Origin of the sequence: Streptomyces sp. NPDC007875, from assembly GCF_042868035.1 — a bacterium.
Taxonomy (GTDB): Bacteria; Actinomycetota; Actinomycetes; order Streptomycetales; family Streptomycetaceae; genus Streptomyces; species Streptomyces antimycoticus.
Window position 1 is genome coordinate 150,889 of record NZ_JBIADZ010000006.1, and the last position, 14,161, is coordinate 165,049.

Sequence of the window (14,161 nt, forward strand, 5' to 3'; positions counted from 1 at the left end):
ACCAGCAACGAACAAGCCGAGCACACGCCACGGTGCCCGCGTCGTCGAGGACGGACGACGCGGGCACCGTGCGTGGCGTGTGCGGCTAGCGGCGGCCCGTGGCGGGCACCGTGGAGTCGAAGGCGTGCAGCGCGCCGTTGACCGGCCGGATGTCGGTCACGTTCAGACCGGCCTCGGTCATCCGCGCCACCATGCTGTCCTCGGTGTGCTTCCGGCCGCCCACGTTGAGCAGCAGGAACAGGTCCATCGCCGTGGTGAAGGAGGAGGGGCTGTTGTCGACGAGGTTCTCGATGACGACCACCCTGGCGCCGGGCCGCGCCGCCGCGACCACGTTGGCGAGCGTCCGGCGGGTGCTCTCGTCGTTCCACTCGAGGATGTTCTTGATGATGTAGAGGTCGGCCTCGACGGGGACCTCACGACGGCAGTCGCCGGGCACCAGCGTCGCCCGCGAGGCCAGTGGCCCGCCGTCCCGCAGCCGCGGATCGGCGTTCGCCACCACCTGCGGCAGGTCCAGCAGCGCGCCCTGCAGCGCCGGGTGCCGCTCCAGCAGGCTGGCCAGCACATGGCCCTGGCCGCCGCCGATGTCCACCACGTCCTTGACCCCGTCGAGGTCGAGGAAGGCGGCGACATCGGCGGCGGACTGCCGGCTGGAGGTGGTCATCGCGGCGTCGAACACCCGGGCCGACTCGGGGGCGTCCTCATGGAGATAGGCGAAGAAGTCCTTGCCGTAGATCTCATTGACGACACAGCCGCCGCCGCGCACCGCCCGGTCCAGCAGCGGCCACGCCTCCCAGGTCCACGGCTCGGTGCACCACAGGGCGATGTTCCGCAGACTGCCCGGGGTGTCCTCGCGCAGCAGCCGGGACATCTCGGTGTGCCGGAAGTGGCCGTCCTCGGTCTCGGCGAAGACCTGACAACAGGCCAGGGAGCGCAGCAGCCGGCGCAGCGGATCGGGCTCGACGTCCACGGCCGAGGCCAGTTCGCCGATGGAGGCGGGCTGCTCTCCCAGCGCGTCCGCGATCCGCAGCCGGACCGCGGCGCGCACGGAGGCCGCCCGTGCGGCGCCGAAGACGATCTCCCGCAGCTGCATGGGCGGCGGGAGCGCGGCCGGTGGGGGCTGTGCCGCGGCCGCGGGGGTGGTGGTGTCCACAGTGGTCATGACGTCGCCTCTCAGCACCGGCCCGTGGGCTCGGACAGCTCGCACACGTTGTCGGTGAAGGTGTTGTCGGGGCCCTTGTCCCGGTCGGCCAGGTCGGCGGGCTTGTTGCCGCTCAGCACGTTGCGGCTGACGGCGTTCTTGGCGTTGGGGGCGCCCACGACGCTGGTGAACAGCACGATCCCGCCGGACATGGGCGAGGTGCCCACGTTGCCGGTCACCTGGTTGCCCGTCACCCGGGTGCCCTCGGTGCCGGTGAGCACGATGCCGGCGCCCTGGATGAAGGGGAGCCGGTCGGTGGCCGCGCAGTAGGCGTTGTTCTCGTACACGGAGTTGTGGCGGACGTTCAGGTCCCCGGCGCGCGGGGTCGATTCGTCGCCGACGACGAACACCCCGGCGCAGTTGCCGGTGATGGTGTTCCGCTCGACGGTGAGGTCGCGCAGCCGGCGGACCACGACACCGGTCCGGTTGCCGCTGAGCTGGTTGCCGGTGACCAGGGTGCCCAGGGCGTCGGTGGCGCCGCCCTCGGCGTCGATGGTGTTGGCCAGGAAGATGCCGGACTGCTTGTTGCTCCGCGAGACGTTGTCGGCGAAGGTGCCGCGGGTGGACATCTCCTGGCCCATGCCCTGCTGGCCGTTGTCCTCGGTGACGGTGTCCCGCACGGTCATCCGGTCGGTGCCGGAGCCCCAGATGCCGTTCTTGGCGAAGCCGGTGACCTTCAGTGAGCCGATCCGTACATCCGAGACGGGGTCTTCGGCCGTCCCGGTGACGCAGATGCCGTGGCCTGCCGCGCCACAGGCGTTGTCCGACGGCTTCGCGGCCGGGGAGAGCACGGTGCTCTCGCCCGCGCCGAGCAGGGTCAGCCGGTCGGTGGTGATCTGAATGTTCTCCCGGTAGGTGCCGGGCCGGAGCTCAATGGTGTCGCCGGGCTTGGCGGCGTCCACGGCGGCCTGGACGGACTGGCCCGGCTGCACCACATGGCGGGTCCCGGCCTGGTCGACGGGGGCGGCGTGGGCTCCGGGGAGCTGGGCGAGTTCGATGACGAGGACGGCCGTGAGGCCGGCGAGATGACGAAGTTTCGGAGTGCGCATGAACAGGAAGCTAGGTGTGCTCCGCACCACTCGCCACTTATGATCTGTCTGTCACCTATGCACCGCATTCCCCCACTTGGTCCCCTATTCGAGCACCCGCGAGGCCCCGACCGGCAGATCCCACAGCTCCTCACGCGGGCGGCCGGTGGCCTCCCAGGCCGCGCGGATCCGGTGCAGCGGCTCCAGGGGCGGCTCGGCCGAGAGCAGGAAGGTCGACCAGTGCATGGGCGCCAGCACCCGCGCCCCCAGGTCCAGATGCGCCCGTACGGCGTCCTCCGGATCGGTGTGCACCCCGCCCAGCATCCAGCGCGGCTCATAGGCGCCGATGGGCAGCAGCGCCAGATCGATGCCCGGGTAGCGGCGGCCGATCTGCCGGAACCAGTGTCCGTAGCCGGTGTCCCCGGCGAAGTACACCCGCCGGCCGCCGGGCGCGGTGATGACCCATCCGCCCCACAGCGAGCGGCAGGTGTCGGTGAGGGTGCGCTTGCTCCAGTGGTGGGCCGGGACGAAGTCGAAGCGGACCGGGCCGTCCTCACCGGGCAGTTCGGCCGCCTCCCACCAGTCGAGCTCGGTCACCCGGGTGAACCCGCGGGCCCGGAACCAGCCGGCGAGCCCGGCCGGGACGAAGACCGGCGTCGTCCTCGGCAGCCGTTTGACCGTAGGTGCGTCCAGATGGTCGTAGTGGTTGTGGCTGATGACGACCGCGTCGACGGGCGGCAGATCCTCCCAGCGGACCCCCACCGGAGTGACCCGGGCCGGGGTGCCGAGGATCCTGCGCGCCCAGACCGGGTCGGTGAGCACGGTCAGCCCGCCGGTCCACACCACCCAACTGGCGTGCCCCGCCCAGGTGACCGCGGTCCGGCCGGGGGCGGGGAGCGGCAGCGGCCCCGGTTCGAAGGGCAGCTCGGGGATCTGGCGGAGCGTCTTCACGGGCGGTCTGAGCCGCCCCTCCCGCGCCAGCCGGGCCATCGCCCGCACCCCGGGCAGCGGGGAGGTGAGCCGATCGGCGAACGACCGCGGCCAGCGGCGGACCTCGTACAGCGGGCGGGGGGCGGCCGACCCGGGGATGGCCTGCTCCGGGGTCGCCGACTCGGGGGCCGCCGGATCGGAGGTGGCCGGATCAGCGGTAGCCGACTCGGACGTGGCCGGGACCGGCCGGGGCCGCTCGGCCGGTTCCGCCGGGTCGGCCTGCTCGGCGTGGTCGGTCATGGCCTGGCTCCCTTCCCTCTCTGGTCCGGCCCTTCCGTGTGGCGCGTCATGGCGGCGCTCCCGGGCGCTCAGGCCACCGGACCGTCCTCGATCAGGTCCCGGAAGGCCGTCTCGAAGGCGGCCAACGCCGCGGCCACATGGGGCAGTTCCAGCGGATCGGGCGCCTGGAGCGCCCGTAGCCGCGCCTCCTCCGCCGCCCCCAGCAGCGGCAGGGTCGCCAGCCGGAGCCGCAGAGTGTGCGGGGGGTCGCCGAAGCGATGGCCCCCGGCCACGCTCCGGCCGATCCGCCGCACCAGCTCACGCTCCAGCTCCACCGAGTCGGTGATGCCACGGGCGGCGAGCACCCCGCGCAGCTCGTCGAGGTCGGCGTAGAGATGGCGGCCGGCCTGCGGCGGGCGGGCCAGCGCCCCGACGGCGGTCAGCGCGCGGTAGGCGGCCGCGGCCACGGCCCCGTGCGCCCGGGCCGCGGCGGCCATCCGGCCCCGGACCGGCTCGGGCTCGCCGAGGGCGTACGCGGCGGCCGCGGTGATGGACGCGGGCAGCCCGGAGCGTACGGCGGTGAGCAGGGACAGCACCCGGCCGCGCAGCTCCACACCGCGCTCGGTGGCCGGGAACCGGGCGATCGCGGCCGGCCAGCCCGCCGGGGTGAAGGCGCCCACCAGATCGGAGAGCACGATCACGTTCTCCGGGCTCATCTCGGCGGGGCTGAGCAGCACCGTGCCGTGCGGATGGTGGACGGTGTCCCGCCAGGTCTCATCAGTGACGATCAGCAGCCCCTCGGCCACGGCCGCCTCGCACACCTCGTGCAGCAGCTCGGGCGGGGCCACGGTGCCGGTCGGGTCGTCGGCCACCGAGAGCAGCAGGACCCGGGGCACCCCGCCCTCGGCGCGGATCCTGCGGACGGTCTCCAGCAGCGCGAACGGATCGGGCAGCCCACCGCATTCGGCCGGGACGGGCGCGTGGTAGGCGCGCCGGTTCACCAGCCGCACCAGCGGCGCGTACCAGGCGGCGCAGGGGCGGGGCAGCAGCACATCGCCGCCGGGGGCCGAGGCGAGCAGCGCCAGCAGCAGCGGCTCGGCACCGGGGGCGACCACGACATGCTCCGGGTCGGTCCACAGCCCGCGCCGCGACCAGTAGCCGCAGGCGGCCGAGCGCAGCCCGGCCGAGCCGCCGACCGGCTCCGGCGCGGTGTGGCCGGCCGTCGCGACGAAGCTGTCGAGCAGCTCCGGGAGGACCGGCAGCCCGCCGTCGTCCCGGTCCGCCGGAGCCGGGGCGGTCCACTGCCGCTGCATTCGTCCACCTCCGCCCGTGCCGGACGCGTCACCGCCTGCGTATGTCCACCTTCGCAGATCTCCGGCGCCGTTTCGCGGAAGACGGCCGGGGGACCCGGGCGCCATGACAGCCATGCCGGAACAGCACGATGTGGTGGACGTCCTCACCGCGGACCACCACGCGGTGCGCAACCTCTTCGAGGGGTACCGCGCCACCACCGACCCCGACCAGCGGCGGCAGCTCGTCGACCGGATGACGGTGGAGGTGGTGCGGCACTCCGTGGCCGAGGAGACCTATCTGTACCCCACGGTCCGCAAGGCGCTGCCGAACGGCGACCGGATCGCCGACGAGGAGATCGAGGAGCTGACCGAGGCCGAGCGGATCCTGTCCGACCTGGACGCCGTGGACCCCCGGGACCGGCGGTTCGACCCGCTGGTACGGGATCTGATGGACGTGGTGGCCATGCACATCCGCGGTGAGGAGGATCTCGTCTTCCCCGAGCTGCGGGAGCGGCTCACCCCCGAGGAGCGGATGATGCTGGGCCTGCGCGTCGGCGAGGCGACGGCCGCCGCGCAGGGCGTGCCTCCGGTCAGCCCGGAAGGTCCCGGTCCGGGCCGGACGCTGGCCGACCGGGTCCGGGAGCGGCTGACCGGCCGAACGCGATGAGCTCCTTCTCCAGGCCACGGCCGCGGGTGCGCACCACGGTCTCGGCGAGTTCCGCCAGCTTGTTGTTGGTCCGCTGGGAGAGCCGGCGCAGCAGGTCGAACGCCTGGTCCGCGTCGCAGCCCAGGACGTACATGACGATGCCGCACGCCTGGTCGACCACCGGCCGGGTGCGCAGCGCCGTGTCGAGCTGATCGACCTGGACGAGGGCGGCGCGGTAGAGCCGGTCCCGGGCCATGCTCTCGGTGGCCAGGTCGCCGAGCAGCTCGGTGGCGCCCTGGGCGGCCTTCTTCAGGGGGCCGGGGCGCAGCCCGTAGACCGAGACGGTCACGGTGAGCCCGTCGCAGACGAAGGGCAGGGTGGCGGTGGACCGGACGCCCGCGTCCAGCGCCCGGGCCCGGTAGCGCGGCCAGCGGTCGTCGTGGAGCAGATCGTCGGCGCCCGCCGGGCGGCCGGTGTCGAGCGCCGCGAGGATCGGGCCCTCCCCGGCGCTCATCTGGACCGACACCAGCGCGGACAGATCGGGGTGGGTGGCCGCCGTGGTCCGGTCCGCAGCCGAGGCGCCGGAGGACTCCTCAGCGAGCACGGCGGTGGCGGTGGCCCCGCAGCTGTCGGGCGTGCCCGCGGCGGCCTGCTCGGCCAGTTCGGCCAGGCCGCGGCCGAGGGACGGCGCGTCGGTCTGGCAGGCCGTGCGGATGTGCGTACGGTCGGACATCGCCGGGTCCGCTCCTTTCGCTCCGGTGCGATCTGCTTTACGGCCCCGTCCCCGTCCGGGCCCCGATTTCTTCGCCTTCCCACGGCATTGAGCGGAAAACGACACCCGGGCGGCCCGCTGCGTCCGGTCAGGCTACGGTGTGCCCATGCCAGGCGCTCAGGAGTTTGGTGCGGAGCTCAAAGACTTCCGCAGACGGGTGGACGAATTGCGGACCGCGCGGGCCTCGCTGCCCTCGCAGGAGCGGCTGTCCTTGCTGGACGCCGCTCTTTTCGAGCTCCAGCACGTGGTCGACGTGCTGTGGCCGCAGTACGAAGAGCTGACGGCGGCCTCCCGGAGTCACGGCGGGGGCCGGGCCGACCCGCAGGAGCAGCAGCTGCTGCGGGCGCTGTTCCAGCGGCTGCCGGTCCCTGCGGTCCTGCTGGACCGCGACACCGTGGTGCGGCGCATGAACTTCGCCGCCACCCAGCTGTTCCACACCCGCGCCGGGTACGCCACCGGGCGCCCGCTCGCCGCCTCGCTGCGGCGCGACGGGCAGGCGGCGCTGCGCTCGCAGGTCGCCGCGGTCGCGCGCGGCGAGGGCGACCGCAGTCTCACGGTGCGGCTGTCGCAGCCGTCGGCCGACGGTGAGGTGCGGGTGACCCTGGCCGCGCTGCGGCCGCCGGGCGAGCCCCGTCCGGCGGTGCTGGCGGCGTTCCAGCCCGGGGTGATCGGCGCCCCCGCGGGCGAGGGGACCGCTGAGGCGCGGCGCCCGGAGTCCCGGCCGGACCTGGCGGAGGTGACCCGCCATGCCCAGCTGCTGGACCTGGCCGACGACATGGCGGCGGCGCTGCTGAGGGTGGCGCTGGCCGGGGGCGGTCCGGAGGCCGTGCTGGCCAGGGCCGCGGAGGTGCTGCACGGCCGGTTCGCGGACTGGGTGATCGCCGACCTGGCCCCGGAGAGCGGTCCCGGCGCCCCGCGCCGGGTGGTGGCGCTCGGCCCGCTGGACGCGGTGGGCGACCGTACGGCCTCCCTGGCCGAGCAGGACCCGGCCGACTGCCCCCTGGTGATGGACGCGCTGTCCGACGGGGTCTCCGCGCTGCGGGTGAGCCCGGCCGACGCCGACGCCTTCGGCCGGGACGCGACGGGTGCGCCCGTGCTGGTGCGGGAGGAGGTCACCTCGCTGCTGTGCATACCCCTGCGCGCCTCCGCCACGGATCCGGTCCGCGGGGCGCTCACCCTCTTCCGTACGGGCGGGCGCGCTGCCTTCGAGATGGCGGAGGCGGGCGTGGTGGACCGGATCTCCCGCCATGTCGCCCTGGCCATGCCGCGCACGGCGCCGCGCGCCCCGGCGCCGGGGGCCTGACCGGCGGGGCGGCGAACCGCAAGGACACCGGGCGCGGGCGCGTGCTGGTCATCAGACCGGGCGCGGGCCCGCCCCGGCCCCCTCGTGTACGTTCGAACGCCGGGCGCGTGCCTGTTCCGCCGCCCGGCGCGTGCCCTCGGCGCACCACCGCGTGCCCGTCCCGCGCCGGATCAAACGAGGTTTCCTTCCCCGGGCGCCGGTTACCCGTCGCATCTGCCGACATCCGCCGGCTCCGCGCTCGAGGAGGGCCCATGACCGAGTACGGCTATTTCCTGGCCGCCGAAGAACACGGGCCCGCGGACCTCGTCGAGCAGGCCCGGATGGCGGAGCAGGCCGGTTTCAGCGCATTGTGGATCTCCGACCACTACCACCCCTGGAACGAAGCCCAGGGCCAGAGCTCCTTCGTCTGGTCGGTGATCGGCGCCCTCGCGCAGGCCACCAGCCTGCCCGTGCAGACCGCGGTGACCTGCCCCATCATCCGTATCCACCCGGCCATCGTGGCCCAAGCCGCCGCGACCAGCTCGGTGCTGCTGGAGGGCCGCTTCCGGCTGGGCGTGGGCAGCGGCGAGGCGCTGAACGAGCATGTGCTGGGCGACCGCTGGCCGCCCGCGCCGATCCGGCTGGAGATGCTGGAAGAGGCCGTGATGGTGATGCGCCAGCTGTTCGAGGGGCGCCGCGTCACCCATCACGGCAAGCACTACACGGTGGAGAACGCACGGCTGTACACGGTGCCCGAGGAGCCGGTGCCCATCGACATCGCGGCCTTCGGATCGGCCGCCGCCGCGCTGGCCGGACGGGTCGGCGACGGCTTCCTCACCACCGTCCCGGACGCGGAGCTGGTGGCCCGGTTCCGGCGCGGCAGCGGCGCCGGGGGCAACAGCAAACCGGCCCGCGGCGGGCTGAAGGTCTGCTACGGCCCGGACTCCGAGGAGGCGCTGCGCACCGCCCACCGGCTGTGGCCGACCGAGGCGCTGCCCGGCGAGGTGCTGTCGACGCTGACCACCCCGGGCCAGTTCGAGCAGGCGGCCCGGCTCGTCACCCCCGAGCGGCTGGCCGAAGAGGTGGTCTGCGGGGATGCCGTGGAGGCGCACATCGGCGCGCTGAACGCGTACGCCGACGCCGGATTCGACACCGTCTACGTCAATCAGATCGGCCCCGACCAGCGGGGCTTCTTCGACTTCTACCGCACCAAGGTGCTGCCGCAGGTGGCCCGCTGAGAACTGTGGCCCGGGCCGGGAACCGCCACGAGTGACTGACTGACGACCGCCGCAGGGGCAGGGACCGGCTCGCCCCGACCGTGAGCACGGCTGAACCGCAGAGAGGAGCGATGACCCACCATGACCATCAAAGTGGCCGACTACATCCTCGCCCGACTGTCCGAGTGGGGTGTCGAGCATGTCTTCGGCTACCCGGGGGACGGAATCAACGGGCTGCTCGCCGCATGGGGGCGGGCCGAGAACGAGCCCCGGTTCATCCAGGCCCGGCACGAGGAGATGGCGGCCTTCGACGCCGTCGGCTACGCCAAGTTCAGCGGCCGCCTCGGGGTGTGCGCGGCCACCTCGGGCCCCGGCGCGATCCACCTGCTGAACGGGCTGTACGACGCCAAGCTGGACCATGTGCCGGTGGTGGCGCTGGTCGGTCAGACCCACCGCAGCGCGATGGGCGGCTCGTACCAGCAGGAGGTGGATCTGCACAGCCTCTTCAAGGACGTGGCCTCCGACTTCCTGGAGACGGTCACCGTCCCCGAGCAGCTGCCCAACGTCCTGGACCGGGCGATCCGCACCGCCTACGCCCGCCGCGCCCCCACCGCCGTGATCATCCCGGCGGATGTGCAGGAGCTGGACTACTCCCCGCCCACCCATGAGTTCAAGATGGTGCCCTCCAGCCTGGACCGCAGCGGCTGGTCCGCGGTGCCGTCGAGCACCGCGGTGGAGCGGGCCGCGGAGGTGCTGAACGCGGGCGAGCGGGTGGCGATCATGGTCGGCCAGGGCGCCGCCGGGGCGCGCGAGGAGGTCCAGCGGATCGCCGAGACCCTCGGCGCCGGTGTCGCCAAGGCGCTGCTCGGACTGGATGTGCTCAGCGATGAACTGCCCTATGTCACCGGGTCCATCGGGCTGCTGGGCACCCGGCCGTCGTACGAGATGATGCGGGACTGCGACACGCTGCTGACGATCGGCTCCAGCTTTCCGTACGCCCAGTTCCTGCCGGAGTTCGGCAAGGCGCGCGGGGTCCAGATCGATCTCGATCCGCACATGATCGGGATGCGCTATCCGTACGAGGTCAATCTGGTCGGCGACGCGCGCGAGACCCTGCTGCGGCTGCTGCCGCAGCTGGAGCGGAAGACGGCGCGCGGCTGGCAGGAGGAGATCATCGCGGGCGTACGGCGCTGGCGCGAGGTGACATCCCAGCGCGCGCAGGTGTCCGCCGACCCGATCAACCCCGAGTATGTGGCCCACTGCCTGGATCCGCTGCTGCCCTCCGACGCCATCATCACCTGCGACTCCGGCTCCGTGGCCAACTGGTACGCCCGCCATCTGCGGATGCGCGGCGAGATGCGCGCCTCGCTGTCGGGCACGCTGGCCACGATGGGCTGTGCGGTGCCGTACGCGATCGGCGCCAAGTTCGCCCATCCGGACCGGCCGGCGGTGGCGCTGGTCGGGGACGGCGCGATGCAGATGAACGGCATGGCGGAGCTGATCACGGTGGCCAAGTACCGCCAGTCGTGGGAGGACCCCCGGCTGGTGATCGGCGTCTGGAACAACCAGGACCTCAACCAGGTCACCTGGGAGATGCGGGCGATGGGCGGGGCGCCGCAGTTCCTGCCCTCGCAGGAGCTCCCCGACGTCTCCTACGCGCGGTTCGCCGAATCGCTCGGCATGACCGGCATCCGGGTGGAGAAGCCCGAGCAGGTCGAGCAGGCGTGGCGCGAGGCGCTGGCCGCGGACGGCCCGGCGGTCGTGGAGTTCCTCACCGATCCGGCCGTACCGCCGATCCCGCCGCATGCCACCTGGGAGCAGATGGAGGCCACGGTCGAGTCGATCATCAAGGGCGACTCGGACCGGGCGGGCATGGTCCGCCAGGGCCTGAAGGCGAAGGTGCAGGAGTACCTGCCGCACCGGAAGAAGGCCACGGACGACGCCTGATGTGCCCGTACCCCTGATGTATCCGTTTCGACCCCGTCCGCGCTGGCTACCCGCCGCACCGGACGAATGCGATTCCCGGACCGGAAGGACGTGAGCAGCAATGAAGGTCGCCTTTCTCGTCGCCCCGGAAGGCGTGGAACAGGTCGAGCTGACCGACCCCTGGCAGGCGGTCCGGGACGCCGGGGGCACCCCTCGTCTGGTGTCCACCAAGCCCGGCCGCGTCCAGGCGTTCGACCATCTCGACAAGGCGGACACCTTCGAGGTCGACCAGGTCGTCAAGGACGCCACGGTCGGGGAGTACGACGCCCTGGTGCTGCCCGGCGGGGTCGCCAACCCCGACTTCCTGCGCCTGGACGGCAAGGCCGTCGCCTTCGCCAGGGGTTTCTTCGACGCGGGGAAGCCGGTGGCCGCGATCTGTCACGCCCCCTGGACGCTGGTGGAGGCCGATGTCCTGCGCGGCCGCACCCTGACCTCCTGGCGGAGCCTGCGCACCGACATCACCAACGCCGGCGGAACCTGGGTGGACCAGCAGGTCAAGGTCTGCACCAGCGGCCCGGGCGCCCTGATCACCAGCCGTAAGCCCGATGATCTCAAGGCGTTCTGTGAGGCGTTCCTGGAGGAGTTCTCGAAGACGACGAAGGGATCGGCATCATGACGGAGGACCGCAAGGAGCGGCAGCGCGACCACTACCGTGCCCCCGACCCGGCCGAAGGACCGCTGACCACCGACCAGGGCGTGGCGGTCGACCACACCGATGACTCTCTCACCGTGGGCGAACGCGGCCCGACGCTGATGGAGGACTTCCACTTCCGCGAGAAGCTGACCCATTTCGACCATGAGCGCATCCCGGAGCGGGTGGTGCACGCGCGGGGCGCGGGCGCGTACGGCTACTTCGAGCCGTACGAGTCCTGCGCGGAGTTCACCCGTGCCGCCTTCCTCCAGGATCCGTCCGTGCGCACCCCGGTCTTCGTACGGTTCTCCACCGTGCAGGGGCCCCGGGGCTCGGCGGACACGGTGCGGGACGTGCGGGGCTTCGCGACGAAGTTCTACACCTCGGAGGGCAACTACGACCTGGTCGGCAACAACATGCCGGTCTTCTTCATCCAGGACGGGATCAAGTTCCCCGACTTCGTGCACGCGCTCAAGCCGGAGCCGCAGAACGACATCCCGACCGGCGCCTCCGCCCATGACACCCTGTGGGACTTCGTCTCCCTGCAGCCCGAGACCATGCACATGATGATGTGGCTGATGTCGGACCGGGCGATTCCGCGCAGCTTCCGGATGATGCAGGGCTTCGGGGTGCACACCTTCCGCTTCGTGGACGCACAGGGGCGCGGCACCTTCGTGAAGTTCCACTGGAAGCCGAAGCTGGGCGTCCACTCGCTGGTGTGGGACGAGGCGCAGGAGGCCGCGGGCCGCGACCCGGACTTCAACCGGCGCGATCTGTGGGAGGCGATCGAGGCGGGGCAGTACCCCGAGTACGAGCTGGGGGTGCAGCTGATCCCGGAGGAGGACGAGTTCAACTTCGACTTCGATCTGCTCGACGCCACGAAGCTCATTCCGGAGGAGCAGGTGCCGGTGCGGCCGATCGGCCACATGGTCCTGAACCGCAACCCGGACAACTTCTTCGCGGAGACCGAGCAGGTGGCCTTCCACACCGGGAACGTCGTCCCCGGTATCGACTTCACCAACGACCCGCTGCTGCAGGCCCGGAACTTCTCGTATCTGGACACCCAGCTGATCCGGCTGGGCGGCCCCAACTTCTCCCAGCTCCCGGTCAACCAGCCGGTCACCCCGGCCCGGACCAACCACCGGGACGGCTACCACCAGACCATGCTTCACAAGGGCACCAACTACTCCCCCAACTCACTCGGCGGCGGCTGCCCGGCCCTCGCGGGGGCGGACGGCTATGCCTTCTCCCACTACGCGGAGCGGGTCGAGGGCCACAAGATCCGCAAGCGGAGCGAGTCCTTCAAGGACTTCTACAGCCAGGGCGCGCTGTTCTGGAACAGCATGAGCGACTGGGAGAAGCGCCATATCGTGGAGGCCTTCCGCTTCGAGCTGGGCAAGGTCGGCGCGGTGCATGTGCGCGAGCGCACGGTCGAGCAGCTGGCCCGGATCGACTACGACCTGGCCTCGCAGGTGGCCCAGGGCATCGGCGTGGCGATGCCGGAGCCGGGCGCCAACAACCACAAGCCGCAAGCCTCGCCCGCGCTGAGCCTGGAGAACCTCCGGGGCGACGGCTCGATCCGCACCCGCCAGATCGCGGTACTGGTCACGGACGGGGTGGACACCACCCAGCTCACCCAGGCCCAGGAGGCACTCACCGCCCAGGGCGCCGTCGTCGAGGCCCTCGCCCCGCACGACGGCAAGGTGGTCGGCGCCGACGGCAACGGCTACGCGGTCGACCGCGCCCTCCCCACGGTCGCCTCCGTCCTCTACGACGCAGTCCTCCTCCCCGGCGGCCCCACCGGCACCCCCGACCTGGCCTCCGACGGCGCGGCCATGCGCTTCGTCCGCGACGCCTACCGCCACGGCAAACCCATCGGCGCCCTCGGCTCGGGGGTCGGCCTCCTCTCCTCCCTCGACCCGGAGGGCCTCCACATCGCCTCCGGCCACGGACACGTCTGCACCGACCACGGCGTGGTCACGGACACGACGACGGGCACGGCGAGCGAAGAATTCACCAGGGCCTTCACCGAAGCGATAGCGGCCCACCGACACTGGGACCGCCCGCGGGTCCGCTGCTGAATTCCGCGGGGCGCGGTGGGCTGGTCATGGGGCGGGGGGGGGGGGGGGGGGGGGGCCCCCCCCCCCCCCCCCCCGGGGGGGGGGCCCCGCCCCCCCCCCCCGCGCGGGGGGGGGCCCCCCCCCCCCCCCGGGGGGGGGTTGTGGGGGGGCGCGGGGGGGGGGGGGGGGCCCCGGGGGGGGGCCCCCCCCCCCCCCCCCCACACCGGGGGGGGGGGGCCCCCCCCCCGGGGGGCCCCCCCCCTCCGCCGTGGTCAGGACTCAGTGGCCGCCGGCGGCCTCGAGGCGCTTGATGGACGCCTCCACCTCGGCCTCGGCCTCGGCGCGGCCCACCCAGTTGGCCCCCTCGACCGACTTGCCCGGCTCGAGGTCCTTGTAGACCTCGAAGAAGTGCTGGATTTCCAGGCGATCGAACTCCGAAACGTGGTGAATATCACGCAGGTGCTCCACCCGGGGGTCCGAGGCCGGTACGCAAAGCAGCTTGTCATCGCCGCCCGCCTCGTCCGTCATCCTGAACATGCCGATGGCGCGGCACTTGATCAGGCAGCCGGGGAACGTCGGCTCGTCGAGAATGACCAGTGCGTCCAGCGGATCGCCGTCCTCGCCGAGGGTGTTCTCGACGAAGCCGTAGTCCGCGGGGTAGCTGGTCGACGTGAAGAGTCGCCGGTCAAGACGGATGCGACCCGTCTCGTGGTCCACCTCGTACTTGTTCCGCGAACCCTTCGGGATCTCGATGGTGACGTCGAACTCCACGGGTGGCTCCTCCATGATCAACACATACGTCTGGTGATTAAGTGTCCCCCACGCAGGTGTGTGGTGGCG

General features: G+C 72.5%; 12 protein-coding genes. 6 read left to right on the top strand and 6 right to left on the bottom strand.

What is annotated here, in order from left to right:
• Positions 1-85: 85 nt before the first annotated feature.
• The 4 genes from ACFYOY_RS15305 to ACFYOY_RS15320 form a co-directional block, all read right to left on the bottom strand.
• Positions 86-1,159 (bottom strand): methyltransferase, encoded by a 1,074-nt coding sequence (locus ACFYOY_RS15305; RefSeq protein WP_351878425.1) that lies wholly within the window; start codon positions 1,157-1,159, stop codon positions 86-88.
• 11 nt (positions 1,160-1,170) lie between these two features.
• Complete coding sequence (locus ACFYOY_RS15310) at positions 1,171-2,247, bottom strand: right-handed parallel beta-helix repeat-containing protein (protein WP_351878428.1); 1,077 nt, start codon at positions 2,245-2,247, stop codon at positions 1,171-1,173.
• A gap of 84 nt (positions 2,248-2,331) precedes the next feature.
• A complete protein-coding gene (locus ACFYOY_RS15315; RefSeq protein WP_351878430.1) occupies positions 2,332-3,456 on the bottom strand; it encodes an MBL fold metallo-hydrolase in 1,125 nt (374 codons plus the stop codon).
• Positions 3,457-3,524: 68 nt separating this feature from the next.
• Positions 3,525-4,748: an aminotransferase class I/II-fold pyridoxal phosphate-dependent enzyme gene (locus ACFYOY_RS15320; RefSeq protein WP_351878433.1), complete on the bottom strand. Its 1,224-nt coding sequence runs from the start codon at positions 4,746-4,748 to the stop codon at positions 3,525-3,527.
• Positions 4,749-4,851: 103 nt separating this feature from the next.
• Here ACFYOY_RS15320 and ACFYOY_RS15325 point away from each other — a divergent pair, with 103 nt between their 5' ends.
• On the top strand, positions 4,852-5,394 hold the full coding sequence (locus tag ACFYOY_RS15325) for a hemerythrin domain-containing protein (protein WP_351878436.1): 543 nt from the start codon (positions 4,852-4,854) through the stop codon (positions 5,392-5,394).
• Here ACFYOY_RS15325 and ACFYOY_RS15330 read toward each other — a convergent pair.
• Positions 5,318-6,106, bottom strand: coding sequence for a GAF and ANTAR domain-containing protein (locus ACFYOY_RS15330; protein WP_351878439.1), 789 nt, complete (start codon positions 6,104-6,106; stop codon positions 5,318-5,320). The two genes, ACFYOY_RS15325 and ACFYOY_RS15330, sit on opposite strands and share 77 nt — an antisense overlap.
• A 145-nt stretch (positions 6,107-6,251) precedes the next feature.
• On the opposite strand from ACFYOY_RS15330, the gene ACFYOY_RS15335 reads away from it, so the two are divergent.
• The 5 genes from ACFYOY_RS15335 (at position 6,252) to ACFYOY_RS15355 (ending at position 13,342) form a co-directional block, all read left to right on the top strand.
• Positions 6,252-7,448 carry a PAS domain-containing protein gene (locus ACFYOY_RS15335; RefSeq protein ID WP_351878442.1) on the top strand — a complete coding sequence of 399 codons (1,197 nt, stop codon included), beginning with the start codon at positions 6,252-6,254 and terminating at the stop codon, positions 7,446-7,448.
• Between the two features lie 251 nt (positions 7,449-7,699).
• Positions 7,700-8,665 (top strand): TIGR03557 family F420-dependent LLM class oxidoreductase, encoded by a 966-nt coding sequence (locus ACFYOY_RS15340; protein WP_351878445.1) that lies wholly within the window; start codon positions 7,700-7,702, stop codon positions 8,663-8,665.
• 120 nt (positions 8,666-8,785) lie between these two features.
• Entirely contained in the window at positions 8,786-10,591 is a 1,806-nt protein-coding gene (locus ACFYOY_RS15345; protein WP_351878448.1) for a thiamine pyrophosphate-requiring protein, read from the top strand.
• Between the two features lie 100 nt (positions 10,592-10,691).
• The gene (locus tag ACFYOY_RS15350; protein ID WP_388587420.1) at positions 10,692-11,246 is read left to right on the top strand and encodes a type 1 glutamine amidotransferase domain-containing protein; all 555 of its coding nucleotides are present in this window, start codon (positions 10,692-10,694) and stop codon (positions 11,244-11,246) included.
• On the top strand, positions 11,243-13,342 hold the full coding sequence (locus tag ACFYOY_RS15355; RefSeq protein WP_351878452.1) for a catalase: 2,100 nt from the start codon (positions 11,243-11,245) through the stop codon (positions 13,340-13,342). The genes ACFYOY_RS15350 and ACFYOY_RS15355 overlap by 4 nt, the downstream gene beginning before the upstream one ends.
• A 258-nt stretch (positions 13,343-13,600) precedes the next feature.
• On the opposite strand, the gene ACFYOY_RS15360 is transcribed toward ACFYOY_RS15355, so the two are convergent.
• Positions 13,601-14,092 (bottom strand): inorganic diphosphatase, encoded by a 492-nt coding sequence (locus ACFYOY_RS15360; protein ID WP_014061662.1) that lies wholly within the window; start codon positions 14,090-14,092, stop codon positions 13,601-13,603.
• Positions 14,093-14,161: the final 69 nt, after the last annotated feature.

Excerpts from the sequence above, each read along its gene's own strand:
- ACFYOY_RS15305 (WP_351878425.1), bottom strand. The coding sequence starts at position 1,159 with ATGACCACTGTGGACACCACCACCCCCGCGGCCGCGGCACAGCCCCCA.
- ACFYOY_RS15335 (WP_351878442.1), top strand. The coding sequence starts at position 6,252 with ATGCCAGGCGCTCAGGAGTTTGGTGCGGAGCTCAAAGACTTCCGCAGA.
- ACFYOY_RS15355 (WP_351878452.1), top strand. The coding sequence starts at position 11,243 with ATGACGGAGGACCGCAAGGAGCGGCAGCGCGACCACTACCGTGCCCCC.
- ACFYOY_RS15330 (WP_351878439.1), bottom strand. The coding sequence starts at position 6,106 with ATGTCCGACCGTACGCACATCCGCACGGCCTGCCAGACCGACGCGCCG.
- ACFYOY_RS15310 (WP_351878428.1), bottom strand. The coding sequence starts at position 2,247 with ATGCGCACTCCGAAACTTCGTCATCTCGCCGGCCTCACGGCCGTCCTC.
- ACFYOY_RS15345 (WP_351878448.1), top strand. The coding sequence starts at position 8,786 with ATGACCATCAAAGTGGCCGACTACATCCTCGCCCGACTGTCCGAGTGG.
- ACFYOY_RS15315 (WP_351878430.1), bottom strand. The coding sequence starts at position 3,456 with ATGACCGACCACGCCGAGCAGGCCGACCCGGCGGAACCGGCCGAGCGG.
- ACFYOY_RS15320 (WP_351878433.1), bottom strand. The coding sequence starts at position 4,748 with ATGCAGCGGCAGTGGACCGCCCCGGCTCCGGCGGACCGGGACGACGGC.
- ACFYOY_RS15350 (WP_388587420.1), top strand. The coding sequence starts at position 10,692 with ATGAAGGTCGCCTTTCTCGTCGCCCCGGAAGGCGTGGAACAGGTCGAG.
- ACFYOY_RS15340 (WP_351878445.1), top strand. The coding sequence starts at position 7,700 with ATGACCGAGTACGGCTATTTCCTGGCCGCCGAAGAACACGGGCCCGCG.
- ACFYOY_RS15325 (WP_351878436.1), top strand. The coding sequence starts at position 4,852 with ATGACAGCCATGCCGGAACAGCACGATGTGGTGGACGTCCTCACCGCG.